General features: G+C 69.0%; 20 protein-coding genes and 1 pseudogene. 13 read left to right on the forward strand and 8 right to left on the reverse strand.

The features are described 5' to 3' along the window. Positions 1-8: 8 nt before the first annotated feature. The 3 genes and pseudogenes from ACFO5K_RS23135 to ACFO5K_RS23145 all read right to left on the reverse strand — a co-directional run bounded on the left by ACFO5K_RS23135 (position 9) and on the right by ACFO5K_RS23145 (position 3,909). Positions 9-368, reverse strand: coding sequence for a hypothetical protein (locus ACFO5K_RS23135; protein WP_378566826.1), 360 nt, complete (start codon positions 366-368; stop codon positions 9-11). A 250-nt stretch (positions 369-618) separates the two neighbouring features. Beyond that, positions 619-1,356: pseudogene (locus ACFO5K_RS23140) on the reverse strand (metallophosphoesterase); the annotation flags it as partial. 78 nt (positions 1,357-1,434) lie between these two features. Next, on the reverse strand, positions 1,435-3,909 hold the full coding sequence (locus ACFO5K_RS23145) for a phosphoketolase family protein (protein WP_378566832.1): 2,475 nt from the start codon (positions 3,907-3,909) through the stop codon (positions 1,435-1,437). A 166-nt stretch (positions 3,910-4,075) separates the two neighbouring features. On the opposite strand from ACFO5K_RS23145, the gene ACFO5K_RS23150 reads away from it, so the two are divergent. The 5 genes from ACFO5K_RS23150 to clpX all read left to right on the forward strand — a co-directional run bounded on the left by ACFO5K_RS23150 (position 4,076) and on the right by clpX (position 9,072). After that, complete coding sequence (locus tag ACFO5K_RS23150; protein WP_378566835.1) at positions 4,076-4,624, forward strand: FKBP-type peptidyl-prolyl cis-trans isomerase; 549 nt, start codon at positions 4,076-4,078, stop codon at positions 4,622-4,624. Between the two features lie 139 nt (positions 4,625-4,763). Then, positions 4,764-6,128: a trigger factor gene (gene tig / locus ACFO5K_RS23155; protein WP_378566837.1), complete on the forward strand. Its 1,365-nt coding sequence runs from the start codon at positions 4,764-4,766 to the stop codon at positions 6,126-6,128. A 165-nt stretch (positions 6,129-6,293) separates the two neighbouring features. Further along, positions 6,294-6,869 (forward strand): ATP-dependent Clp protease proteolytic subunit, encoded by a 576-nt coding sequence (locus tag ACFO5K_RS23160; RefSeq protein WP_378566840.1) that lies wholly within the window; start codon positions 6,294-6,296, stop codon positions 6,867-6,869. 45 nt (positions 6,870-6,914) lie between these two features. Further along, positions 6,915-7,580 carry an ATP-dependent Clp protease proteolytic subunit gene (locus ACFO5K_RS23165; protein ID WP_378566843.1) on the forward strand — a complete coding sequence of 222 codons (666 nt, stop codon included), beginning with the start codon at positions 6,915-6,917 and terminating at the stop codon, positions 7,578-7,580. Positions 7,581-7,791: 211 nt separating this feature from the next. Next, a complete protein-coding gene (gene clpX, locus ACFO5K_RS23170) occupies positions 7,792-9,072 on the forward strand; it encodes an ATP-dependent Clp protease ATP-binding subunit ClpX (RefSeq protein ID WP_378566846.1) in 1,281 nt (426 codons plus the stop codon). Between the two features lie 79 nt (positions 9,073-9,151). Here clpX and ACFO5K_RS23175 read toward each other — a convergent pair whose 3' ends face one another. Further along, positions 9,152-9,970 carry a hypothetical protein gene (locus ACFO5K_RS23175; RefSeq protein ID WP_378566849.1) on the reverse strand — a complete coding sequence of 273 codons (819 nt, stop codon included), beginning with the start codon at positions 9,968-9,970 and terminating at the stop codon, positions 9,152-9,154. A gap of 394 nt (positions 9,971-10,364) precedes the next feature. On the opposite strand from ACFO5K_RS23175, the gene mihF reads away from it, so the two are divergent. Beyond that, complete coding sequence (gene mihF, locus ACFO5K_RS23180) at positions 10,365-10,679, forward strand: integration host factor, actinobacterial type (protein WP_378566852.1); 315 nt, start codon at positions 10,365-10,367, stop codon at positions 10,677-10,679. Between the two features lie 61 nt (positions 10,680-10,740). Here the strand turns inward: mihF and ACFO5K_RS23185 are convergent, their stop codons facing one another. Beyond that, on the reverse strand, positions 10,741-12,060 hold the full coding sequence (locus ACFO5K_RS23185; protein WP_378566855.1) for an FHA domain-containing protein: 1,320 nt from the start codon (positions 12,058-12,060) through the stop codon (positions 10,741-10,743). A 126-nt stretch (positions 12,061-12,186) separates the two neighbouring features. Here ACFO5K_RS23185 and ACFO5K_RS23190 point away from each other — a divergent pair, with 126 nt between their 5' ends. Together ACFO5K_RS23190 and ACFO5K_RS23195 are read left to right on the forward strand one after the other, a co-directional pair. Continuing rightward, complete coding sequence (locus tag ACFO5K_RS23190; RefSeq protein WP_378566858.1) at positions 12,187-12,846, forward strand: TetR/AcrR family transcriptional regulator; 660 nt, start codon at positions 12,187-12,189, stop codon at positions 12,844-12,846. Next, on the forward strand, positions 12,843-13,421 hold the full coding sequence (locus ACFO5K_RS23195) for a GNAT family N-acetyltransferase (RefSeq protein ID WP_378566861.1): 579 nt from the start codon (positions 12,843-12,845) through the stop codon (positions 13,419-13,421). Before ACFO5K_RS23190 ends, ACFO5K_RS23195 begins: the two co-directional genes overlap by 4 nt. A 153-nt stretch (positions 13,422-13,574) precedes the next feature. Here ACFO5K_RS23195 and ACFO5K_RS23200 read toward each other — a convergent pair whose 3' ends face one another. Next, positions 13,575-15,131 (reverse strand): glycerol-3-phosphate dehydrogenase/oxidase, encoded by a 1,557-nt coding sequence (locus ACFO5K_RS23200; protein ID WP_378566864.1) that lies wholly within the window; start codon positions 15,129-15,131, stop codon positions 13,575-13,577. After that, positions 15,121-15,741 carry a TetR/AcrR family transcriptional regulator gene (locus ACFO5K_RS23205; protein WP_378566867.1) on the reverse strand — a complete coding sequence of 207 codons (621 nt, stop codon included), beginning with the start codon at positions 15,739-15,741 and terminating at the stop codon, positions 15,121-15,123. The genes ACFO5K_RS23200 and ACFO5K_RS23205 overlap by 11 nt, the downstream gene beginning before the upstream one ends. Positions 15,742-15,936: 195 nt before the next feature. Here ACFO5K_RS23205 and ACFO5K_RS23210 point away from each other — a divergent pair, with 195 nt between their 5' ends. Together ACFO5K_RS23210 and ACFO5K_RS23215 are read left to right on the forward strand one after the other, a co-directional pair. Further along, entirely contained in the window at positions 15,937-17,556 is a 1,620-nt protein-coding gene (locus ACFO5K_RS23210; protein WP_378566870.1) for an FAD-binding oxidoreductase, read from the forward strand. Continuing rightward, positions 17,553-18,503: a diacylglycerol kinase family protein gene (locus ACFO5K_RS23215; RefSeq protein WP_378566873.1), complete on the forward strand. Its 951-nt coding sequence runs from the start codon at positions 17,553-17,555 to the stop codon at positions 18,501-18,503. Before ACFO5K_RS23210 ends, ACFO5K_RS23215 begins: the two co-directional genes overlap by 4 nt. A 10-nt stretch (positions 18,504-18,513) precedes the next feature. On the opposite strand, the gene ACFO5K_RS23220 is transcribed toward ACFO5K_RS23215, so the two are convergent. After that, positions 18,514-19,203 carry an AAA family ATPase gene (locus ACFO5K_RS23220; RefSeq protein ID WP_378566876.1) on the reverse strand — a complete coding sequence of 230 codons (690 nt, stop codon included), beginning with the start codon at positions 19,201-19,203 and terminating at the stop codon, positions 18,514-18,516. Positions 19,204-19,607: 404 nt separating this feature from the next. On the opposite strand from ACFO5K_RS23220, the gene ACFO5K_RS23225 reads away from it, so the two are divergent. The 3 genes from ACFO5K_RS23225 (at position 19,608) to ACFO5K_RS23235 (ending at position 24,249) form a co-directional block, all read left to right on the forward strand. Beyond that, positions 19,608-22,286: a valine--tRNA ligase gene (locus tag ACFO5K_RS23225; RefSeq protein ID WP_378566879.1), complete on the forward strand. Its 2,679-nt coding sequence runs from the start codon at positions 19,608-19,610 to the stop codon at positions 22,284-22,286. Beyond that, a complete protein-coding gene (folC, locus tag ACFO5K_RS23230) occupies positions 22,283-23,773 on the forward strand; it encodes a bifunctional tetrahydrofolate synthase/dihydrofolate synthase (RefSeq protein WP_449289693.1) in 1,491 nt (496 codons plus the stop codon). The genes ACFO5K_RS23225 and folC overlap by 4 nt, the downstream gene beginning before the upstream one ends. A 71-nt stretch (positions 23,774-23,844) precedes the next feature. Continuing rightward, the gene (locus tag ACFO5K_RS23235; protein WP_378566882.1) at positions 23,845-24,249 is read left to right on the forward strand and encodes a DUF4233 domain-containing protein; all 405 of its coding nucleotides are present in this window, start codon (positions 23,845-23,847) and stop codon (positions 24,247-24,249) included. The last annotated feature ends 16 nt before the right edge of the window (positions 24,250-24,265 follow it).

The raw sequence follows: 24,265 nt of genomic DNA on the forward strand, positions 1-24,265 counted from the left end.
TCGCTGAATCAGGCACAGCGGAAACGGAATTCGGCGCGCGCCTCGGTGCCGGCCGCGACCGTGAGCCGGACCGGTTCGGTATCGGCCAGGCCGCAACCGCCGGGGACGGTGGCCACCTGGGCGTCATAGCAGCCGACGGGCAGGGTCACCGTCGCCCGGCCGTCGGCGCCGCTGAGCAGAACCGCCACGGGCTGCTCGGCGCCGCACGGGGTCACCGTGATGTCGGCCCGGTTCACCGGAATCGGTTCCGAGCCGGTGATCGCGCGCACCGTCAAGGTGCCGGTGTCGGTGGGGGCCGGATCGGCGTGCGCGATGCCGGTGGCCACGAGCGGAGCGAGTACGGACAGTGCGAGCAGTGCAGAGCGCATGAACCTCTCCTCGTCGATGAGTCGGGTCGTCCGCTGCGATCGTAAGCCGGTCGCCGCCGCGCACCGCCCGTCACGCGCGGTTTCGCGTCGACGATTCGGCGAAGATCCGACCGCCGGAATTCCTCGGGCGCGACCACGGAGCCGCCCGCGAACAGAGCGCTGATCCGGCGGCGCCGCGCTGTGCGGTGGGGTCCGCCCGTCACGGCGAGGGCGCGGTGAGCTACCCCGCTGCCGGGGTGATGCCGGCTCGTTCGCTCCACACCTGTTGGGCGGGCACCGAGACCGTGGTGAGCTCCGGGTAGCGCAGGGCCGACAGCGCGCCACCGAAGACCACCCCGGTGTCGAGGCAGAGCGTGTTGTTGACCCACACGAGTTCGGGCACCGGGGTGTGGCCGTAGACGACGGTGGCCGTGCCGCGATAGTCCTGGGCCCAGTCGTAGCGCACGGGGTACCCGTGCTCGTCGACCTCACCGGTGGGTGCGCCGTAGAGCGCGAACGAACGCGCGCGACCCGACGTGCTGCCGTGCAAGCTCTGCGGCAGACCGGCATGGGCGACGACGAGCCGGCCGTGGTCGAGCAGATAATGCCCGGGCAGATCCCGGCAGAAATCGTGCGCGGCGGAACGGAATTCGGGATCCTCGTCGGCCAGTTGGGCCAGCGAGCGCTCCAGGCCGTGCGCGATGCGGACATTGCGGCCGTCGAGAGCGCGTACCAGCTTGAATTCGTGATTGCCCGCCACACACAGGGCGGTGCGGGCGGCGACCATGCCCATCACGAGGCGCAGCACACCCGGTGTGTCGGGACCGCGGTCCACCAGGTCACCGACGAACACCGCGGTGCGGCCCGCGGGATGGGTGGCACCGACCGGCCTGCCGCGCTCGTCACGGTCGAGGCGGTAGCCGAGCTCGCCGAGCAGGGTCTCGAGTTCGGCGCGGCAACCGTGCACGTCGCCGATCACGTCGAACGGCCCGGTGAGGTCACGGCGGTCGCGCGGCAGGATATCGATACGGCGGGGCTCGGTCATCGACTCCATCGTTGTGCAGTCACGGCCCGCACCGCAACCGTGTTACCGCACCGTCGGTATCCCGGCTTCGGGCCACACCCAGTTCGCCACCACCGGGATGTCCTCGCCGTGTTCCCTGGTCCAGCGGCGCGCGGTCAGGCGGGCGTCGACCATGTCCGCGCGCAGCCCGGCCGCACGTTCACGCAAAGTGGGGACGCGGTCGATCACGTCGATGACCAGGTGGAACCGGTCGAGGTCGTTGAGCATCACCATGTCGAACGGGGTGGTGGTCGTGCCCTTCTCCTTGTATCCGCGCACGTGCAGATTGGCGTGGTTGGTGCGCCGGTAGCTGAGGCGGTGCACCAGCCAGGGATAGCCGTGGAAGGCGAAGATCACCGGGCGATCGCGGGTGAACAGGGTGTCGAAATCGGCGTCCGAGAGGCCGTGCGGATGTTCCTCGACGGGCAGCAGGCGCATCAGATCCACCACATTGACCACCCGCACGCGCAGTTCGGGCAGCCGGGCACGCAGGATCGCCGCGGCGGCCAGGGTCTCCAGGGTGGGCACGTCACCGGCGCAACCCAGCACCACATCCGGGGTGGTGCCGAGATCGTCGTTGTGGCCGGCCCACTGCCAGATGCCGAGCCCGCGGGCGCAGTGCACGGCCGCTTCTTCCGCCGAAAGCCAATCGGGGCCCGGCTGTTTGCCCGCCACCACCACGTTGGCGTAGTGCAGCGAGCGCAGGCAGTGGTCGTAGGTGGACAGCAGGGTGTTGGCGTCCGGCGGCAGGTACACCCGCACTATCTCGGGATTCTTGTTGACCACCACGTCGAGGAAACCGGGGTCCTGATGAGTGAACCCGTTGTGGTCCTGGCGCCACACGTGCGAGGACAGCAGATAGTTCAGGCTCGGGATCCGGCGCCGCCACGGCACGGCCAGGCTGGCGGCCAGCCACTTGGCGTGCTGATTGAACATGGCGTCGACGATGTGGATGAACGCCTCGTAACAGGTGAACACCCCGTGGCGCCCGGTCAGCAGGTAGCCCTCGAGCAGGCCCTGGCAGATGTTCTCCGAGAGCACCTCCACCGCGCGCCCGGTGGGGCTCAGCGCGACGTCCCAGGGCCCGACCTCGGCCTGCCAGTCGCGCCCGGTCGCCTCGAGGATGTCCTGCAAGCGGTTGCTGGCCAGTTCGTCGGGCGCGAAGGTGAGGAAGTTGTGCGGGTTGAGCGCGGTGACATCGCGCAGCCAGCTGCCCAGCACCCGGGTGGGTTCGTGCGTGCTCGCACCGGGGGTGTCGACGTCCACGCCGTAGGTGCGCCAGTCGGGCAGGTCCAGCGCGCGGGTCAGCAGCCCGCCGTTGGCCACCGGATTGAGGCTCATCGGCAGGTCGGGGACCTGCTCACGCAACAGCGGTACCGGCGAACCGTTCTCGTCGAAGAGTTCCTCGGGCCGATACGAGCGCAACCACTGCTCGAGTACCCGCCGGTGCTGCGCGTCGGTGCGGGCGGCCGGCAGCGGCACCTGGTGGGCGCGGAAGGTGCCCTCCACCCGTTCGCCGTCGACGACCGGGGGACAGGTCCAGCCCTTCGGGGTGTGCAGCACGATCATCGGCCAGCGCGGGCGGGTGGTGTCGCCGTCCGCGCGGGCCGCGCGCTGGAACCGGGCGATGCGATCGAGGCAGGCGTCCATCGCCGCGGCCAGCTCCTGATGGACGGCGGAGGGGTCCTCGCCCGACACGATCAGCGGCTCGTAGCCGTAGCCGCGCATCAGCTCCACCAGTTCGCCGCGGGGGATGCGCGCGAAGATCGTCGGATTGGCGATCTTGTACTCGTTGAGCGCCAGGATGGGTACCACGGCGCCGTCGCGGCCCGCGTTGAGGAATTTGTTCGCGTGCCAGCTGGCCGCCAGCGGGCCGGTCTCGGCCTCGCCGTCGCCGATCACGCAGAACACCGTGAGGTCGGGATTGTCGAGTGCGGCGCCGTAGGCGTGCAGCAGGCTGTAACCGAGCTCGCCGCCCTCGTGGAACGAACCGGGGGTCTCGGGCGCGCAGTGGCTGGGCACGCCACCGGGGAAGGAGAACTGGTGGAACAGCCTGCCCATCCCGTCGGCGTCGCGGGCGATGTCGGGGTAGAGCTCGGTGTAGGCGTCCTCGAGCCAGGCGCAGGCGTTGGGACCGGGCCCGCCGTGACCGGGACCGGCGACATAGACCGCGTTCAACCCGCGTGACCGGATCACCCGGTTCGCGTGCGCCCACACCAGGTTCAACCCGGGCACGGTGCCGAAATGGCCGAGCAGGCGTGGCTTGATGTCCTCGGCGGCCAGCGGCTCGCGCAGCAGCGGGTTGCGCATCAGATAGATCTGGCCGACCCCGAGATAGTTCGCCGCCCGCCACCAGGCATCGACAGCGACCAGTTCGTCCCAGCTCAACGGGCCGGGGGCATGGGTGAGGCGGTAGGGCCGGGGCGCGATGGTCTCGCCATCGCCGCCACCCACATTGTCGGCGGCGGTGTCATCGTCGATATCACTGGTCCGGGTCATCGCGGACTCTCCTCGCAGTCGCCAGCACTGACGCGGCGCGGTGCGCGCCGCGGAGGACCTGCCGGGCGCCGATCGACCCTCGGCGCACCGGTGGACAAACGCATCAGCGAGCCTACCGCCGAGCCGCTCCGCCCCGTGTCGCCCGTGGTCGATTACTGTGCGGGCCATGCATTCTCTCGCCAGGACCCTCGGCATCGGACTTCTCGCGCTCGCCGCGGCCGCGACAACGGCCTGCGGGACGGACTCCGGGTCGGCAGATCAGCCGAGCACCACCGCCACCGCCGGCGCCACCGCGAGCACCGGCCAGGAGTGCACCGCCGAGGACGTCCAGGTCAACGGCGGCTTCGGCGACCCGCCCGAGATCACCATCCCCGACAGCTGCGACCCGCCCACCTCGCTCGTGGTCAAGGACCTGGTGCCCGGCACCGGGCCCGGCGCCGAAGCCGGTCAGTCGCTGACCATGAACTACGCGCTGGTCACCTGGTCGAACAAGGAAACCCTCGACAGCTCCTTCAAGCGCGGCAAGCCGTTCGGGCTGACGCTGGGCGAGGGGCAGGTCATCGAGGGCTGGGACCAGGGTCTGCTCGGGGTGCAACAGGGTGCGCGCCGGCTGCTGATCGTGCCGCCGGAGCTCGGCTACGGCGCGGGCGGCCAGGGGGTCGCGCCGAACGAGACACTGGTGTTCGTGACCGACGCCGTGCAGGTCGGCAGCTAGCGGCCGCCGCAACCAAGCGCCGATTGCGCGACCGCGCAGGCAGTCAACTACCCTGGTCGGGATGCGTGCCGCACCTGTCTGAGGGCGCGACGCCCCATGTGGGGACACCACCATGAACTACGAACCGAGGAGTATGTCCGTGAAGAGCACCGTCGAGCAGCTGAGCCCGACCCGGGTCCGGATCAACGTCGAGGTGCCCTTCGAGGAGCTGAAGCCCGACTTCGACAAGGCGTACAAGGCGCTCGCGCAGCAGGTCAAGATCCCCGGTTTCCGTCCCGGCAAGGCTCCGGCCAAGCTGATCGAGACCCGTGTGGGTCGCGGCGCGGTGCTCGAGCAGGTCGTCAACGACGCCCTGCCCGCCCGCTACGCCGAGGCCGTGGAGAGCGCCGAGGTGAAGGTCATCGGTCAGCCCGAGATCGAGATCACCAAGATCGAAGACGGCGACGAACTGGCGTTCAGCGCCGAGGTCGACGTGCGTCCCGAGATCGCCCTGCCCGACTACTCCGGCCTCGAGGTGAATGTCGACTCCTTCACCATCGGCGACGAGGACATCGAGCAGCAGCTCACCTCGCTGCGTCAGCGCTTCGGCACCCTCACCGGTGTCGAGCGGGCCGTGCAGGACGGCGACTTCGTGTCGATCGACCTGTCGGCCACCGTCGACGGCGAAGACGTCCCCGAGGCGGCCACCACCGGCCTGTCGCACGAGGTCGGTTCGGGTCAGCTCATCGAGGGCCTCGACGAGGCGATCATCGGCCTGTCGGCCGGCGAGTCGAAGGAGTTCACCTCCACCCTGGTCGCCGGCGATCACGCCGGCAAGGAAGCCGTCATCACCGTCACCGTGCAGTCGGTCAAGGAGCGCGAGCTGCCCGAGGCCGATGACGAGTTCGCCCAGCTGGCCAGCGAATTCGACACCATCGACGAACTCAAGGAAGACCTGAAGGGTCGCGTCGAGCGCACCAAGAAGGTCGAGCAGGCCGGTCAGATCCGCGACAAGGTGCTCGACGCCCTCCTCGAGACCGTCGAGGTCCCGCTGCCCGAGGCCGTCGTCAAGGCCGAGGTCGACGCGGTCGTGCACGACGCCGTGCACGGCTTCGACCACGACGAGGCCAAGCTGGCCGAGGCGCTCGAGGCCCAGGGCTCCTCTCGCGAGGAGTTCGACAAGGACACCCAGGAAGCCGCCGAGAAGTCGGTGAAGACCCAGCTGCTGCTCGACGCCATCGCCGAGGCCGAGAACACCCAGGTCGGTCAGCAGGAGCTCACCGAGCGGATCCTGTTCCAGGCCCAGCGCTACGGCATGTCGCCGGAGCAGTTCATCCAGCAGGTGCAGCAGGCGGGCCAGCTCGGCGCGGTCTTCGCCGACGTGCGCCGCGGCAAGGCGCTGGCCGGAGTTGTCGGTCAGGTGAAGGTCACCGACTCCGACGGCAATGTGGTCGACACCACCGAAATGTTCGGTGACCCGGCCGAAGCCGCTGAAGGCGAGCAGAGCGAAGCCGCCGCCGAGTAGGTTTCGATTGCGTGATTTGATTGCGCTCTGAGCGAAGAAGGGCGGTACCGGGAGTTCGGTGCCGCCCTACTTCGTTAGTGTTTGAGACGACGACGAACCGTATGGCCGTTAGTAATCGGTGAGAAGAGAAGGCAGGTATCCGTGACAATCAACCAGGCAGGGGTCATGACAGCCACTACTGCTGGTCTCAACCTCAGTGATTCGGTGTACGAGCGGCTGCTGCGCAACCGCATCATCTTCCTCGGCACCCAGGTCGACGACGACATCGCCAACAAGGTGTGTTCGCAGATCCTGTTGCTCACGGCCGAGGACTCGACCAAAGACATCGCTCTCTACATCAACTCGCCCGGTGGCTCGGTCACCGCGGGGATGGCGATCTACGACACCATGCAGTTCGCCGAGTGCGACATCGCCACCTACGGCATGGGTCTGGCGGCGTCGATGGGGCAGTTCCTGCTGACTGCGGGTACCAAGGGCAAGCGCTTCGCGCTGCCGCACACCCGGATCATGATGCACCAGCCCTCGGCGGGCATCGGCGGTTCGGCTGCCGACATCGCGATCATGGCCGAGCAGTTCGTACACACCAAGCGCGAACTCAACGAGCTGCAGTCCCTGCACACCGGCAAGTCGGTGGAGCAGGTGACCGAGGATGCGGACCGCGACCGCTGGTTCACGGCCAAGGAAGCCCTCGAATACGGCTTCATCGACCACGTGGTCACCCACGCGAACCAGGCCCACTGAGCCCCGGCTGCGCCCCACACACTCGACACAAGCTTGGAGACAACGATGGCCAATCCGATCGACCCGCGCGCAGGCCTGGGCGGCGCTGCCGCCGCCAACCCGCGGGCGCGCTACATCCTGCCGCAGTTCACCGAGCAGACTTCGTTCGGCGTCAAGACCTCCGACCCGTACAACAAGCTGTTCGAAGAGCGCATCATCTTCCTGGGTAACCAGGTCGACGACGTCTCGGCCAACGACATCATGGCGCAGCTGCTGGTGCTGGAGTCCCAGGATCCCGATCGCGACATCACCATGTACATCAACTCGCCCGGTGGTTCGTTCACCGCGCTGATGGCGATCTACGACACCATGCTCTACGTGCGCCCCGACGTGGTGACGGTGTGCCTGGGTCAGGCCGCCTCGGCCGCTGCGGTGCTGCTGGCCGCCGGTGCTCCGGGTAAGCGGGCCGCGCTGCCCAACGCCCGCATCCTGATCCACCAGCCGTCCTCCGGCGGTGTGCAGGGTCAGGTGTCGGACCTCGAGATCGCCGCGGCCGAGATCGAGCGGATGCGCCGGTTGATGGAGGTCACCATCTCGCGGCACACCGGTAAGTCGGAGGAGCAGGTCCGCAAGGACACCGACCGCGACAAGATCCTGACCGCCGATGAGGCCAAGGAGTACGGCATCATCGATCAGGTCTTCGACTACCGCAAGCTCAGCGGCCAGAAGTGACACGCCCGGGCCCGTCGCCGGTGATCCGGACGGCGGGCCCGGCCTTTCGGCACGACCCTTCACAGAAACATGCGCGAGTTGTCGACCTGTCTCGCGCACAACAGGTACGGTCGACACAGGGACCAATGCTCTGATTGTCGGCACCGAAACGTATTCCGGCCCAATCGGAGGACGAGGGTCGCACTCGGACAAGGAAGTAGGGACCTACGAGATGGCGCGCATCGGAGACGGCGGCGATCTGCTCAAGTGCTCGTTCTGCGGAAAGAGCCAGAAGCAGGTCAAGAAGCTCATTGCGGGCCCCGGGGTCTATATCTGCGACGAGTGCATCGACCTCTGCAACGAGATCATCGAAGAGGAATTGGCGGAGTCGAGCGAGGTCAAACTCGACGAGCTCCCCAAGCCCTCGGAGATCCGGGATTTCCTCGAGAACTACGTGATCGGCCAGGACACCGCCAAGCGGACCCTCGCCGTCGCGGTCTACAACCACTACAAGCGCATCCAGGCCGGCGACAAGGGCCGCGACAGCCGTGGTGAGACCGTCGAACTGATGAAGTCGAACATCCTGATGCTCGGCCCCACCGGTTGCGGCAAGACCTACCTCGCGCAGACGCTGGCCAAGATGCTGAACGTGCCGTTCGCCATCGCCGACGCCACCGCGCTCACCGAAGCGGGCTATGTCGGCGAGGACGTCGAGAACATCCTGCTGAAGCTGATCCAGGCCGCCGACTACGACGTCAAGCGCGCCGAGACCGGCATCATCTACATCGACGAGGTCGACAAGATCGCTCGCAAGAGCGAGAACCCGTCGATCACCCGCGATGTGTCCGGTGAGGGTGTGCAGCAGGCGCTGCTGAAGATTCTGGAAGGTACCCAGGCGAGTGTGCCGCCCCAGGGCGGTCGCAAGCACCCGCATCAGGAGTTCATCCAGATCGACACCACGAATGTGCTGTTCATCGTGGCGGGCGCCTTCGCGGGCCTGGACAAGATCATCTCCGACCGCACCGGTCACCGCGGTATCGGTTTCGGCGCCGAGGTGCGCTCCAAGGCCGAGGTCGACACCGACGACCACTTCGCCGATGTCATGCCCGAGGACCTGATCAAGTTCGGGCTGATCCCCGAGTTCATCGGCCGCCTGCCGATCGTCGCCTCGGTGACGAACCTGGACAAGGAATCGCTGGTCAAGATTCTCTCCGAACCGAAGAACGCACTGGTCAAGCAGTACGTTCGGCTGTTCGAGATGGACGGGGTGGACCTCGAGTTCACCACCGACGCGCTCGAGGCGATCGCCGACCAGGCCATCCTGCGTGGCACCGGCGCTCGTGGCCTGCGCGCCATCATGGAAGAGGTCCTGCTCCCGGTGATGTACGACATCCCGGGCCGCGACGATGTCGCCAAGGTGGTCGTGAACGCCGACACCGTCAACGACAACGTCCTCCCGACGATCGTGCCCCGTAAGCCGGAGCGCACCGAGCGCCGCGAGAAGTCGGCCTAGCACTTCACCGAACCAGCACTCACCGAACGAAAGGCGCCCGCCGGATCGAATCCGGCGGGCGCCTTTCGCGTGTCGGTGGCTAGGAGTTGGTGGCGAAGTTGCCAAGGCTGGGCGCGGCCAGCTGGTCTTCGGCCTCCTCGGCCGGGATCTCGGCCGACGCACGCGCGATGGCGGTGCTGTAGCGCGCGCTGGCGGCGTTGTGGATCAGCAGGGCGACACCGATCATCACCGGCGCCACCGCGTGCACAGCGGCGTCGTACCAGTGCCCCTTGCTCAGGTGCGGGTAGGTGTTGAGGGCGATGGTGAGGGTGAGCAGGAACATCTCGGCGACCAGCACCTGGGTGCGGTTGCCCATCACGCCCCACTCGGCCACCCGGGTGGTGCCGATCATGATGATGATCAGGCAGACACTGATCATCGCCTCCAGGCCGAAACTGGCCCAGTAGAGCGGGTCACTGGGCCCGCCCGGTGCGATGTTGTGCTGGACGTTCACCGCCGACCACAGCATGCCGGCGATCACCACACCGGCCAGTGCGCGCAACGACCACGTGCGGTGCTGATACAGCGAGGCCAGCCGGGCGCGTGGATTGGATTCGCGGCGCTGGGCGGCGATCGCTTTGCGAGCCAGCATCAGGTCGGCCATCTCGGCGCGCTCGAGCTCGGCGTTGGTGTCGCGTAGCCGGTCGGCGTGAGTGGAGGAGGCCTTGATCTGCTTCCACCGTTGGTCGCGCTCGTAGGTGCGAATCTTTTCCGCCAGTTCACGTTCGGCGCGCAGTTCGTCTTCCGACAGCGCGTCGGTGAGTGCGGGATCGGACTGATAGCTGATTCGTCGTCGGGCCTGTTCGACCCGGACAGGCAGTGCAACGACCTCGTCGTCGGGCGGGTTTTCCTCGCGCATCGCAACTCCAGTAAGCAAATGGGTTCGCCGGGTCGCGTCATTGTCGCGCATAGAGGGCCCGAGAGCACATCCGCACCACCACCGGACCCGGTGACGACCGGGGAAACCGGTCACGCCCGGGGTCGAGGAGCTTCGTTGATCCTCCGTGGTTCGCCGTTGAACCTTGGTCCCGTGTGGTGCTTCGTGTGGTGTTTCGTCCGGAATCCGGACGGTGTTACGCCGATCACTTCGTCCGTTTAGTCCGTCTTGCAGGTCGTTCACCCATTAAGACGAGGTCGGCACGCAAAACTCATCGGCGTATCCTCGCGGTGTGTCGGACTGATGCTGTCGATCTCGTGCTGTTTACTCGGTCCGTCAATCAGATGTTCGAGTGACGAGTGGAAGCGGAGGAGACATGGCACTGCCTACGATGACCGCCGAACAGCGCACCGAGGCGTTGGCCAAAGCGGCTGCCGTGCGCAAGGCGCGCTCGGAACTGATCGGCCAGGTGAAGGAGGGCAAGGTCACCGTCGCCGATCTGCTCAAGAAGGCCGACAGCGACGACCTGGTGAAGAAGACCAAGGTCGCTGCCGTGATCAAGGCGTTGCCGGGCGTTGGCCCGGTCAAGGCGGCCAAGCTGCTGGACCAGGCCGAGATTCCCGAAGATCGTCGTATCGGTGGCCTCGGTGCACGCCAGCGCGCGGCACTGCTCGACGCCCTCGAGGCCTGAGCCGAATCGCGATCCGGCGCCCGTGGTGCCCCACGCACGGGCGTCGGGATGGTCTTCGCGCTCAGACGCAGTAGGTCAGCAGGAAATCATTGATACGCAGGCGCCAGCCCGGCTGTAGTTCGATCGGGAGGGTGCCGACTCGGGACCAGCGTTCGCTGTCGGGGGCGGCGAAGAAGGTGCCCGAGGTCGCGGGGGCTTCGCGGACGAACACCTTGCCACGGTCGGGGGCGACGAAGGCATGTACCCGCGAGACGAGCCGGTCGCGCTCGATCAGAATCGGCGTGGCGGCGGCCGCCCGCACCGAATCGTCGCCGGACGGATTCCGGCCCAGCACGTACGACCGATCCAGGGGATAGCTGAGCCCGTCCTCGGTGACCAGCGCACCGCGGGGACCGGTCGAGTTACGTTGAGCCGCCGATCCAGCCTGGGCCGTCGAATTGCCCTGAGCCGCTGAGCTTTTGTCCAGCGCGGAATCGGATCGCTTGGCCGCGTCGAGGGCTTGGGACCAGGCGCGCGGTGCGTGCGCGGCGGGGGAGTTGCGCTGGCCGGTGCTCACCGTGACGCCGTCGGCGGATCCGGCACTCACCAGTTCGCTGTCGGGCCCGCTCGTGTCCGTGGATTGCGGATGCTCGTCCGCCTCCGGTGCCGGGAAAGCCGCCGTCGCGGGCAGAGCGTCGCCGGAAGCCTGCCCCTGCGCGAGCGGGACTCGGTCTTCCTCGGGCGCGACGTGACCCGACGCTCGGCTCTGGGCGGGTGCGGCACGGCCGCCCGGCCGGCTCTGCGCACGCGGGGTCTCGCCGGTCGACCTGCCGTTGGCGGGTCGCAGCGCCTGGAAGCCGGTGGCCTCGGTCGGGGCGGGTTCTTCCATGCCCTCCACCCGACGCGGCGGTCGATTGCGGCGCCTGCCGAGGTTGAGCACGAAACCGTTGCCGGTGACGATGCCCGCGCGCAGATCGGTGCGCGGGTTGGCGCTGGTGGGGTCGGCCATCTCCGCGCCGACGGCGATCCGGCGCACCGGTTCGCGGATGATCTCGTCGACCCAGGTGAAGGCGCGGTCGCCGGCTAGCCTGCGGTTGCCCTCGGCGCCGGATATCTCGGCGATCACCGCGCCCCGCAACAGGATCAGCATGCCGTCGGCGGTCGGGGCGAGTACGCCGAACGGTGGTGGCGCCGAGGCGCCGCCGAAGACCACGCCGGCCAGCCGCTGAGCCAGGGCCGCACCGGGTGCGGACGCGGCGGTGCTGGCGGCGACGGTTTCGACCGCGCCGAGTAGGCGGTCGGTGGAGGGGGTCTCCCCGGCGAGGTAGACAACGACATCACCGAAGCGGGCGACGATCCCGGTCCCTGGCACGATGGCCACGGTGGACGAATGCGCGTGCATCAACGCCTCCTTGTCGGACTGGCGCTTGCCAGCATAGATGGCCCGGCGGCCGGGAATCGGTGATCCCACCGTGACCCGAACGATGTTCGTGGCAAACGTCGTTCGCCCACTGCGTATCATCGTGGCATGAATGCCGTTCCCGTCAGTCGCCGGGCACGTCCGGCGAAAGCACCACTGAGCCGTGAACTCGTCATCGAGACCGGGCTGCGCATCCTCGACACCGAGGGCCTGGCCGCGCTGACCATGCGCCGGGTCGCCCAGGAACTCGACACCGGCGCCGCCTCGCTCTATGTCTACGTCGCCAATCGCGGCGACCTGATGACCGGCATGCTCGACCACGTCCTGGCGACCGTCCCCGCACCGGTCGGCGGCAACTGGCGAGCGCGCCTGACCACACTGGTCGAAGCGACCATCGAGGAGCTCGGCAGGCACGAAGGCCTGGCCACGATCGCGTTCGGCCGGATCGCCGTCACCGGCCACGCACTCGGCCTGATCGAACAGGTGCTGGCGTTGCTGCGCGAAGGTGGCCTCGATCCGGCGACCGCCGCCTGGGCCGTCGATCTGATCCAGCTGCACATCGCCGCCGAGGCCGCCGAGCGCGCCGCCGCCGTGCCCGGCCACGAGGCCGTGATCACCCGCCGGCTCACCGAACTGTCGGCCGAGCAGTACCCGACCGTCGCGGCGCTGCGCCACGAACTGCTCGCCGGCGACGGCGCCGAGCGCGCCCGCTGGGCCCTGCGCGCCATGCTCAACGGCATCCTCGCCACCCCGGTGGGTGCGCGATGACCGGCATCGAGGAGCCCCGCACCGACTTCGTCATGACGTGCCCGGACGGCGGGCCGGTGCGGCTCGCACGTGAGCACGAGATCGGCGCGCTGCAGGAGATCGAACGCCGAGCCGGTGCGCCGTTCGCCGAAGTGAACATGGTGGCGATCGCCGAGGACGAGCCACCCGCGGCCGAAACCCTGCGCGAATTCGTCCTGGTCGACCGCGCCTGGGTGTGGCCCGACGCGGCCGACCGCCCCATCGGCTACCTGATCCTGGGCATCGTCGACGGGCAGCCGCACATCGACCAGGTCTCGGTCGACCCGGCCCATGCGGGCCGCCGCATCGGCAAACGCCTGATCGACCACGCGGTCACCTGGTCGAAAGCCCACGGTTTCCGCGAGATCACCCTCACGACCTTCACACAGGTCCCCTGGAACGGCCCCTACTACGAACGCCTCGGCTTCACCTATCTCGCCGCCGCCGAGGAAACCCCCGGACTGCGCGCGATCCGCGCCGAGGAGAGCGCGAACGGACTCGACGAATGGCCCCGCGCCTGCATGCACGCCGACCTGGACACGTGGGTGTTCGGCTGAACTGTGCTCCACGGGTCGGCTGAACGCGCTCGCTCGCGCCGGTGTTCGACCGAATGGCTGCGGGCGCGTCCGACCGTATGGCTGCGGGTGAGCGTGGGACTCGCCTGCGGCACCCGGGCGGGGTGGGGTGCCCAGCGCATCGGGCGGCCTCGGTCAGGTTCCGATGGTGGTGTGGCGGGCCAGGGCGGCTTCGGCGGCGGGGGTGGCGGCCGCGCGGTCGGTGGGGACCAGGCCGATGCGGGTGCGGCGGTCGAGGAGGTCGGCGACGGTGTGGGCGCCCTCGTGGGTGATGGCGAAGTCGAATTCGGCGGCGGTGACATCGATCCCGGGGGCGACCGGTTCGGCCAGCGCCGGGTCCGACAGCCAGGCCGACACGATATGGCTCGCCTCGCGGCCGTAGCGCTCGATGAGCACCGGGGGCGCGTCGATGCGGTCGCGCGCCGCACCCGTTACCGCGCCCACCAGCGGCAGCGCGGTGGTGCGGCAGGCGGCGGCGGGGAGACCGGCCTGGGCGATCGCGGCGTCGACGGCGTCCTGCGCCATCTGCCGGTAGGTGGTGAGTTTGCCGCCGACCACGGTGATGAGCCCGTCGGGCGCGGTGAGCACCGCGTGCTCACGGGAGATGTCGGCGGTGCTGTCCTCGGCGGTTTTCAGCAGCGGCCGCAGACCGGCGAAACGGCCACGGATGTCGTTGCGCGTCAACGGTTCGCGTAGGGCGGTGTTGATCGTGTCGAGCAGGAAGCCCACTTCGGCTTCGGTGGGTTGGGGTTCGTCGGGGATCGGGCCGGGCGCGTCCTCGTCGGTGAGACCGAGGTAGACACGGCCGTGAGCGGCGGGCAGCGCGAACACGAAGCGGCTGATGCTGCCGGGTACGGGCACCGTGAGCGCCGCGCTCAGGCCACCGAAGGCGGCGGCGTCGAACACCAGGTGGGTGCCACGGCTGGGTCGCAACTCGATGCTGTGGTCGACCTCGCCCGCCCACACGCCCGTCGCGTTCACCACCGCGCGCGCGGAGACCCGCAGTGTTTCGCCGGTGACGGTGTCGCGTAGCTGAGCCGAATCACCCGTCGCCGAGACCGCTGCCACCCGGGTGAGCACGGTGGCGCCCGCGGCGGCCGCGGTGCGCGCCAGCGCGACGACCAGCCGCGCGTCGTCGACGAGCTGACCGTCCCACGCCTGTAGCCCGCCGCGTAGCCCGTCGCGGCGCACGGTCGGTGCCAGCCGCAAGGCTTCGGCGGCGGCGACCCGGCGCGAGCGCGGCAGGGTGGCGGCCCGGGTGCGCGCCGCGATCCGCAGGGCGTCACCGGCGGCGAAACCGGCCCGGATCAGTGAACTCTGGGCGGTGGAGACGCCCGGTAGCAGTGGAACCAGCTGGGGGAGCGGGCGCACCAGATGTGGTGCGGTGGTGCGCAGCAGGATGCCGCGTTCCACCGCGCTCTCGTGCGCGATGCCCACGCGCCCGCTCGCCAGGTACCGCAGCCCGCCGTGCACCAGCTTCGAACTCCACCGGCTGGTGCCGAAGGCGAGATCCTCGCGTTCCACCAGCAGGGTGCGCAGTCCGCGTGCGGCCGCGTCGAGCGCGACCCCGGTACCGGTCACCCCGCCGCCGATCACCAGGACGTCCACCTCGGGACGATCACCGAGGGCGGTCAGGTCGGCAGTGCGCCGGGCGGCGTCGAGCGCGGCGCCGGGCTTCGAATCAGCAGTCATCACAATCCTTGTCGCGTGGCGGGAGTAAGTAACCCTCGATCGCCCTCGACAACTCGGCGTCGAAGTCCGCACCGGCCAGCAGTGGTGCCACCGTGCCCGCCGACTGCACCGCGGACTGGGTGATCAGCAGCAGCATGGCGGCCATCTGCTCGGCCGCGCCCGCTCGGATCGACCCGTCGGCGTGGCCGTCCCGGATCACCGTGCTGAACAGCTCGATCAGGGTGCGCTGATTGCGGCCCAGCCGACCGAACACATACGTGAGCATGAGGTCGGTGTCGGTGCGGAAGATCTTGGCGAACACCGCGTTCGACCGGATCGCGCCCGCGCCCGCGACGATGCCACGGACCAGCCGCTCCCGGCCTGGGCCGGTGTCGGGCATGGTGTCGGTGACGATCGTGCGTAACTCGCGCACCAGCAGTTCCGCGATCAGCGAGCCCGTGTCGGGCCAGCGCCGATAGACCGTCGGCCTGCTGACCCCCGCCCGGCGCGCCACCTCGGTGAGCGTGGTGCGGCGCACCCCGAAATCGACCACACATGCCCGGGTGGCATCGAGGATGGCCATGTCGGTGGGTGAGAGCTGCTGGTCAGCGTGGGTCGCGAGGTCGATCATGTGCTTCACCGCCGGTGGGGTTGTGGCGCCGGGGTTGTGGCGCCGTGGTCGAGCTGGAACGCCCAAGGGTATCGAGCGCGTCAGTGGGGTCGCCGCCGTGAATCGGTGGCAGTGACATCCGACAAATACGCGGATGCCGACTCGAGGACAATCTCTTGTGGTTACTGGTTGACACTATATGTCAGAATGTAACGCATGGTCGAGACGCAACACACGAAACCCGCCCCGCGGCCGAGCATGGTCTGGGACGCCTGGGGTGTCCCCGCAGGTCAACAGGAACTTTCGGCACAGATCCGGGGCCTGCTCACGCAGGTGTTCGGAATCTCTGGCGACCCGACGCCGCGCCGCGACGAGGGCGACGTGCCGCTCATCGCCGGCACCCTCACCGACACCGATCGCGCGGGCCTGGCCGCGATCACCGGCGCCGAGCACCTCAGCACCGACGACCTCGCCCGCCTCCGGCACGCCGGCGGCAAGAGCACCCCCGACCTGCTGCGCCGCCGCGAGCCCACACCGCAGGACGCGCCCGACGCGATCGTCTGCCCGGCCGACCACACGCAGGTCCTGGAGCTGCTGCGGTACTGCGCCGAGCACGGCATCGCCGTGGTTCCCTTCGGTGGCGGCACCAGCGTGGTCGGCGGCGTCGACCCGGTGCGCGGGCACTTCCGCACCGTCATCGCCCTGGACCTGCGCAGACTCGACACCCTCACCGACGTCGACCCCGTCAGCGGCACCGCCACCCTGGGCGCCGGCCTCACCGGCCCGCAAGCCGAGGAACTGCTGGGGGAACACGGTCTCTCGCTCGGACACTTCCCGCAGAGTTTCGAATTCGCCAGCATCGGCGGGTTCGCCGCCACTCGGTCCTCGGGCCAGGCTTCGGCCGGGTACGGCCGGTTCGACGACATGGTGCAACGGCTGGCGATCGCGACCCCGCAGGGCACCCTCGAGCTGGGCCGCGCGCCCGCATCGGCGGCCGGTCCCGATCTGCGCGAGTTGTTCGTGGGCTCCGAGGGCGTGCTCGGCATCATCACCGCGGTCACCGTGCGCGTGCACCCGGTCCCGGAAACCACCGCCTACCAGGGCTGGTCGTTCCCCGACTTCGCCACCGGCGCCGCGGCACTGCGCCAGGTGGTGCAGGCGGGCGCGGCCCCGACGGTGCTGCGCCTGTCCGACGAAGCCGAGACCGGGCTGAACCTGGCCCGCTCCGCCGATGTCGGCGGCGCACCGGTCTCGGGATGTCTGGCCATCACCACTGTCGAAGGCAGTGCCGAGCATGTCGCCGCCCGCAGCCGGGAGGCGAGCGAATTACTCACTGCCGCAGGCGGAACCGCGCTCGGGGAAGCACCCGCCCGGCAGTGGGAACACGGCCGTTTCGCCGCGCCCTACCTGCGCGACGCCCTGCTCGATGTCGGTGTGCTCTGCGAAACCCTCGAAACCGCCACCAGCTGGGCGAACCTGGCCACGCTGAAGGCGGAAGTCACCGCGGCGCTGACGGACTCACTCGGCGCGCAGGGCACCCCGGCGCTGGTGATGTGCCACATCTCACACACCTATCCGACGGGTGCGTCGCTGTACTTCACCGTCGTCGCCAAGCAACTCGACGATCCGCTCGCGCAGTGGCGCATCGCCAAATCCGCCGCCGGTGACGCGATCGTCGCCGCGGGCGCCACCATCACCCACCATCACGCCGTAGGCGCCGACCACCGGCCGTGGATGTCCGCCGAGGTCGGTGACCTGGGCGTGCGCGTACTGCGCGCGGTGAAACGTGAACTCGACCCCGCCGGGGTGCTCAATCCTGGAAAGCTGATGCCGTGAGCGAACATTCGGTGCGGCGCGTGCTGCTCGTGACCAACCCGCACTCCGGTGCCGGCCGCGGCGACGGCGTCGCCGACACAGTGACCGACCTGCTGCTGGCCCGGGGCATCGAAGTGGCCCAAGTGCGCGCGCCCAGCGCGGCCGAATCGGTCGAACAGCTCGCCGCGGCGGTCGCGGATGCGGCCCGACGGCCCGACGCGGTGGTCTGCGTGGGTGGCGACGGACTGATGAACGCGCTGCTCGCGCCGCTGGCCCACACCGGTGTGCCACTGGGGCTGGTACCCGCGGGCACGGGCAACGACCTGGCGCGCGAACTCGGCGTCCCCACCGGCGACCCACGCGCCGCGACCGAGATCGTGCTGCGCGGGCGCACCGAAGTCATCGACCTGGGCCGGATCGAGTCGACCACCGCCGACACCACCTGGTTCGCCACCGTGGTCGGCACCGGATTCGACGCCCGGGTCACCTTGCGCGCCAACCGCATGCGTTACCCGCGTGGCCCACTGCGCTACACCTTCGCCGCGGTCGCCGAACTGCTACGCGGCTACACCCTGCCGTTCCGGATCGAACTGTCGGGCCTGGCGCCCGGAGCCCTCGACAACCCCGCCGACTCACACACGGTGATCCACACCGACGCCGTGATGGCACCCATCGGCAACACCCGCACCTACGGCGGCGGCATGCTGGTGTGCCCCGACGCCCGTACCGACGACGGATACCTCGACATCACCGTCGTCGGCGCGGTATCACGACCGGAGATGGCGCGGCTGCTGCCCGCCCTGTCGGCCGGCAAGCGCATCGACCACCCGGCGACCAAGCGCTACCGGGCCCGGCGGATCACGGTCTCCGCCGACGGCGGCTACGCGACCGCCGACGGCGAACCCGCGGGCAAACTGCCGGTCACGGTGCAGGTGCTGCCCGCGGCGCTGACGGTGCTGGTGCCCTGAGCCCAGGGGCTCACGCGGCGTCGAACACGATCCGTGACACCCCACTCAGCGTTGCCCGGTCGATGATCACCACCGAAGCCGACGCGAGCGGGCGCGCGTCGGTGACCGGCACCGGTCCGTCACCACGCGCGCCCAGTTCGCGCATCATCCGCTCCCAACGACGGCAGTGCGCGACGAAAGCCAAACTGTTGACCCGCCGGCCCCTGGTGAACTGACCGAGCCTGGCCTGCGTGGCGGGCACGTCGATCAGCAGCATGTGCAGTTCGCGACTGCCCGCCCGTGCCCAGCGCGCGATCAACCGGCGACTCCAGCCGAAGGTCGCGCAGTCGTGAATCGCGACCGGCCCGTCATCGGCGCGTAGCGCGGTGCGGATCGCACGGTAATGCGCCAGATGCACCAGTGGACGCCACAGGGCATACGGTGCCCAGCCCAACCGGTGCCGCAGCCGATTACGGGCATGCTGGGAATCGAGCACCAACGCGCCCGATGCGGTCCGCACCGGGCGCTCGGCCTCGGGTGCCGACGCGAAGAAACGGTGCAGCGCAGTGGACTTGCCTGCACCCGGCACGCCGGCGAAAACCAGCACGCTGGACGCCGGATAGCGCAGCTGCTCACATTCGCCCGCGCGTAGGTCCACCAAGGCGAGCGGGGTGAGAATCCGGGGAGCGGGAGAGGATGCGGAATCGAGCGGAGGCGTCACGCTTCCCAGAGTCCGGCAAAACGTGCGATTCGGCAATCGGGGGTCTGCCGGATCTTCCCTGGGGACAACAACTTCCGCGTGTCGTCGGTGCGTCGCGGGTTTGATCCGGACGCGCGCGGAGGGTTGGTCGGGAGAATCTGAGAATTGCCTATGGATTCTCCGGTGGGGGCGTGATCGCCGGTAAAGTCGCAAGTGCGAGGCGAAGTCTTCGGTGTCCCTCATCCATCGAAGACTTCGCCTTTGTTTTTTCTCGGGGTGCGGGTGGTGGGCCTGGGTGTGGCTGAGGGCGTGGTTCTCGCGTCGAGGCTTGTGGGGAGCTGGGGGCGGGAGCGTGGTTCCGGGGGAATCGCGGGCGGTGGTGAGGCGGCGGGAAACGTGGTTGTCGGTCCCCTTAGGATTGGGGCGTGACCAGCGCAGCCCCAGACAACTCGCGTAATCGTGCCGATGCCCTGCCCAAGAGCTGGAACCCCGGCGAGGTAGAGGCCGACCTGTACGAGGGTTGGGTCGGCGCCGGATATTTCACCGCCGACGCCTCCTCGGGGAAGCCGCCGTACTCGATCGTGCTGCCCCCGCCGAACGTCACCGGCACCCTGCACATGGGACACGCCCTCGACCACACGCTGATGGACCTGCTCACCCGCCGCAAGCGGATGCAGGGCTACGAGGTGCTGTGGCTGCCGGGTATGGACCACGCGGGCATCGCCACCCAGAGCGTGGTGGAGAAGCAGCTCGCCGCCGACGGCAAGAACAAAGAAGACTTCGGCCGCGAACTGTTCATCGACAAGGTGTGGGACTGGAAGCGCGAATCCGGTGGCCAGATCCAGGGGCAGATGCGCCGCCTGGGCGACGGTGTCGACTGGAGCCGCGACCGCTTCACGATGGACGACGGGCTTTCCCGCGCGGTGCAGACCATCTTCAAACGGCTCTACGACGCGGGCCTGATCTACCGCGCCGAACGCCTCGTCAACTGGTCACCGGTGCTGCAGACCGGTATCTCCGATCTCGAAGTCGACCACAAGGAGGTCGACGGTGAGCTCGTGAGCATGCGCTTCGGCTCGTTGAACGACGACGAACCGCACGTGATCGTGGCCACCACCCGCGTGGAGACGATGCTCGGCGACACCGCGGTGGCGGTGCACCCCGACGACGAGCGGTACCGGGCGCTGATCGGCACCACGATCTACCACCCGATCACCGGGCGCCAGATCCCGATCGTGGCCGACGACTACGTCGATCCGGAATTCGGGTCCGGTGCCGTGAAGATCACCCCGGCGCACGACCCCAACGACTTCGAACTCGGCCTGCGCCACGGCCTGCCGATGCCCACGATCATGGACAAGTCGGGCCGGATCGCCGACAGCGGCACCGAATTCGACGGCATGGACCGTTTCGAGGCGCGGGTGAAGATCCGCGAACGTCTCGAGGGGGAGGGCCGCATCGTCGGACGCAAGTTCCCCTACAAGCATCAGGTCGGCCACTCGGAGCGCTCCGGTGAGCCGATCGAGCCGCGCCTGTCGATGCAGTGGTGGGTCAAGGTCGACACCCTGGCCCGGGCCGCGGGCGACGCCGTGCGCGAAGGCGAGGTGAAGATCCACCCCGCGAGCCAGGAACCGCGCTGGTTCGACTGGGTCGACAACATGCACGACTGGTGCATCTCGCGGCAGCTGTGGTGGGGACACCGCATCCCGATCTGGTACGGCCCCGACGGCGAGCTCGTGTGCCTGGGCCCCGGCGAGGAAGCGCCCGCGGGCTGGGTGCAGGACCCGGATGTGCTCGACACGTGGTTCTCCTCCGGTCTGTGGCCGTTCTCCACGATGGGCTGGCCCGACGCGACCCCCGAGCTGGCGAAGTTCTATCCGACCAGCGTGCTCGTCACCGGTTACGACATCCTGTTCTTCTGGGTGGCCCGGATGATGATGTTCGGGATGTACGTCAGCGATGATCCTGTCCTGACAGCCGGTAAGGGCGATCAGAAGCAGGTTCCGTTCGAAGACGTGTTCCTGCACGGACTGATCCGCGACCAGCACGGCAAGAAGATGTCGAAGTCGCGCGGCAACGGCATCGACCCGCTGGACTGGATCAACTCCTACGGCGCCGACGCCCTGCGATTCACCCTGGCCCGTGGCGCGCAGCCCGGCGGCGACCTGTCGGTCGGTGAGGCGCACGCGCTGGCGTCGCGCAGCTTCGTCACCAAGCTGTTCAACGCCACCAAGTTCGCGCTGATGAACGGTGCGCGCACCGGTGACCTGCCGCCGCGCGAAACGCTCACCGACGCCGACCGCTGGATCGTCGACCGGCTCGACCAGGTCCGCGCCGACGTCGACACCGCTTTCGACGCCTACGAATTCGGCAAGGCCTGCGAGGCGCTGTACCACTTCGCCTGGGACGAACTGTGCGACTGGTATCTGGAGCTGTCCAAGGTGCAGTTCGCCGAGTCCGACGCGCGCGCCGAGAGCACCGCGGTGGTGCTGGGCAGCGTGCTCGACGCGGTGCTGCGCCTGCTGCACCCGGTGATCCCGTTCGTCACCGAGACGCTGTGGAAGGCGCTCACCGGCGGCGAATCGGTGGTGATCGCGCCGTGGCCGCAGGCCAGTGGCGTCGCGACCGACGATGTCGCCGCCCAGCGGGTGGCCGACGCCCAGCGGCTCATCACCGAGATCCGCCGCTTCCGTGGTGACCAGGGCCTGGCCGACAAGCAGAAGGTGAAGGCCACCCTGGTCGGCATCGACGAGGTGGGCCTGTCCGGGTTCGCCGCGTCGGTGGCCAACCTGGCCCGGCTCACCGAACCGGGTGCCGACTTCGCCACCACCGCGGAGGTGGAGGTGCGCCTGTCCGGTGGCACCGTCACCGTCGCGCTCGACACCTCCGGTGCGATCGACCTCGACGCCGAACGCCGCAGGCTGGAGAAGGATCTCGCGGCCGCGCAGAAGGACCTCGACGCCACCACCGCCAAACTCGGCAACGAGGCGTTCCTGGCCAAGGCGCCTCAGCAGGTGGTCGACAAGATCACCGGCCGCCGGGATGTGGCCGCGGCCGAAGTCACGCGCATCGGCGCCCGCCTGGCGGAGCTGAGCGCCAAATGAGCGACATCGGCCCCGGCGACGGCGAACTCGACCCCGATCAGGCCGCCGACTTCGGCGGCGCGGACTACAGCGCGGCGCGGCCCGATACCGGTCCGTCACCGGTGGACCTGGCCGAGATGGCGCTGGTCGAGGCCGAACTGGACAAGCGCTGGCCCGAAACCAAGATCGAGCCCTCGCTCACCCGGATCGCCGCGCTGATGGACCTGCTCGGCAGCCCGCAACACAACTACCCCTCGATCCATGTCGCCGGCACCAACGGCAAGACCTCGGTGACGCGGATGATCGACGCGCTGCTCACCGCCCTGCACCGGCGTACCGGCCGGCTCACCAGCCCGCACCTGCAGCTGGCGACCGAGCGGATCAGCATCGACAACGCCCCGATCACTCCGGCCCGGTATGTCGAGACCTACCACGAGATCGCGCCCTACATCGCGATGATCGATGAGCAGTCGGCCGCGGCGGGCGGGCCGGCGATGAGCAAGTTCGAAGTGCTCACCGGCATGGCCTTCGCCGCGTTCGCCGAGGCCCCGGTCGACGTGGCTGTGGTCGAGACCGGCATGGGTGGCACCTGGGACGCCACCAACGTGGTCGACGGGCAGATCGCGGTGATCACCCCGATCGGCCTCGACCACACCGACTACCTGGGCCCCGACCTCGAGTCGATCGCCAAGGAGAAGGCCGGGATCATCAAGCGCGCCCCCGAGTCGCTGGTCCCGACCGACACGGTCGCGCTCATCGCCGAGCAGGAGCCCGAGGTGATGGAGGTGCTGCTGCGCCGTGCCGTCGAGGCCGACGCGGCGGTGGCCCGGGCCGGGGCGGAGTTCCAGCTGCTGGAACGCGCCGTGGCCGTCGGCGGGCAGCTGCTGAAGTTGCAGGGCCTCGGCGGGGTCTACGACGAGATCTTCCTGCCGTTGCACGGTGAACACCAGGCCCGCAACGCCGCGCTCGCGCTGGCCGCGGTGGAGGCGTTCTTCGGCGCCGGTGCCGACCGTCAGCTCGACGTCGAAGCGGTACGCGCCGGTTTCGCGAGTGTGGCCAGTCCGGGCCGGATGGAACGCATGCGCAATGCTCCCACCATCTTCGTCGACGCCGCGCACAATCCCGCAGGTGCCAAAGCCTTGGCCGCGACTCTCACCAGCGAATTCGACTTCCGCAAACTGGTCGGCGTGGTGGCGGTGCTCGGCGACAAGGACGCAGGCGGCATCCTCGACGCGCTGGAACCGATCTTCGACGAGATCGTGGTCACCAGCAACGGTTCGCCGCGCGGCCTCGACGTCGACGCGCTGGCCGACCTGGCCGTGCAGCGCTTCGGCGACGAACGGGTGATCACCGCCGACACCCTGCCCGACGCCCTCGAGTCGGCGATCGCGCTGGCCGAGCAGGCCGGCGACGACGGCGATGTGGTCTCGGGCGCCGGTGTGGTGGTCACCGGCTCGGTGGTGACCGCGGGCGCGGCACGCGCCCTGTTCGGAAAGGGCCCGGCATGAGCGGTCAGCGGCCGGAGGAGGAAGCGGAGCGTGACCACGCAGGCCGCCCGATCATGCCGAATGGACAGAGTATGAGCGAGTCGGTGGTTCCACCCCCTGCCAATGATCCGTGGAAGGGTCTGCGCGGCGTCATGGCGGGGACGTTGGTGCTCGAGGCGATCGTCGTGCTGCTGGCGCTGCCGGTGGTCGGTGCGGTCGGCGGCGGGGTCACCTGGTTCTCCGGCACCTATCTCGTGGCGCTGGCCGCGCTGATGATCCTGGGTGCCGGTCTGCAGCGCAAGCCGTGGGCGATCCCGTTCAATCTGGGATTGCAGGTGCTGGTGCTGGCGGGAACCTTCATCCATCTGTCGATCGGCATCATCGGCCTGGTGTTCGTCGCGGTGTGGGCTTTCATCCTGGTGCTGCGTACCGATGTGCAACGGCGGATGGACGCCGGACTGCTCCCGAGTCAGCGAATGCGGAGCCCGGAGTCCTGAACTGGCGGCGCAGGGG

Origin of the sequence: Nocardia halotolerans (genome assembly GCF_042650145.1) — a bacterium.
GTDB classification, from domain to species: domain Bacteria; phylum Actinomycetota; class Actinomycetes; order Mycobacteriales; family Mycobacteriaceae; genus Nocardia; species Nocardia halotolerans.

Excerpts from the sequence above, each read along its gene's own strand:
- ACFO5K_RS23175 (WP_378566849.1), bottom strand. The coding sequence starts at position 9,970 with ATGCGCGAGGAAAACCCGCCCGACGACGAGGTCGTTGCACTGCCTGTC.
- ACFO5K_RS23150 (WP_378566835.1), top strand. The coding sequence starts at position 4,076 with ATGCATTCTCTCGCCAGGACCCTCGGCATCGGACTTCTCGCGCTCGCC.
- ACFO5K_RS23210 (WP_378566870.1), top strand. The coding sequence starts at position 15,937 with ATGGTCGAGACGCAACACACGAAACCCGCCCCGCGGCCGAGCATGGTC.
- ACFO5K_RS23190 (WP_378566858.1), top strand. The coding sequence starts at position 12,187 with ATGAATGCCGTTCCCGTCAGTCGCCGGGCACGTCCGGCGAAAGCACCA.
- ACFO5K_RS23160 (WP_378566840.1), top strand. The coding sequence starts at position 6,294 with ATGACAGCCACTACTGCTGGTCTCAACCTCAGTGATTCGGTGTACGAG.
- ACFO5K_RS23145 (WP_378566832.1), bottom strand. The coding sequence starts at position 3,909 with ATGACCCGGACCAGTGATATCGACGATGACACCGCCGCCGACAATGTG.
- ACFO5K_RS23185 (WP_378566855.1), bottom strand. The coding sequence starts at position 12,060 with ATGCACGCGCATTCGTCCACCGTGGCCATCGTGCCAGGGACCGGGATC.
- folC (WP_449289693.1), top strand. The coding sequence starts at position 22,283 with ATGAGCGACATCGGCCCCGGCGACGGCGAACTCGACCCCGATCAGGCC.
- clpX (WP_378566846.1), top strand. The coding sequence starts at position 7,792 with ATGGCGCGCATCGGAGACGGCGGCGATCTGCTCAAGTGCTCGTTCTGC.
- ACFO5K_RS23135 (WP_378566826.1), bottom strand. The coding sequence starts at position 368 with ATGCGCTCTGCACTGCTCGCACTGTCCGTACTCGCTCCGCTCGTGGCC.
- ACFO5K_RS23205 (WP_378566867.1), bottom strand. The coding sequence starts at position 15,741 with ATGATCGACCTCGCGACCCACGCTGACCAGCAGCTCTCACCCACCGAC.
- ACFO5K_RS23235 (WP_378566882.1), top strand. The coding sequence starts at position 23,845 with ATGAGCGAGTCGGTGGTTCCACCCCCTGCCAATGATCCGTGGAAGGGT.
- mihF (WP_378566852.1), top strand. The coding sequence starts at position 10,365 with ATGGCACTGCCTACGATGACCGCCGAACAGCGCACCGAGGCGTTGGCC.
- ACFO5K_RS23195 (WP_378566861.1), top strand. The coding sequence starts at position 12,843 with ATGACCGGCATCGAGGAGCCCCGCACCGACTTCGTCATGACGTGCCCG.
- ACFO5K_RS23200 (WP_378566864.1), bottom strand. The coding sequence starts at position 15,131 with ATGACTGCTGATTCGAAGCCCGGCGCCGCGCTCGACGCCGCCCGGCGC.
- ACFO5K_RS23165 (WP_378566843.1), top strand. The coding sequence starts at position 6,915 with ATGGCCAATCCGATCGACCCGCGCGCAGGCCTGGGCGGCGCTGCCGCC.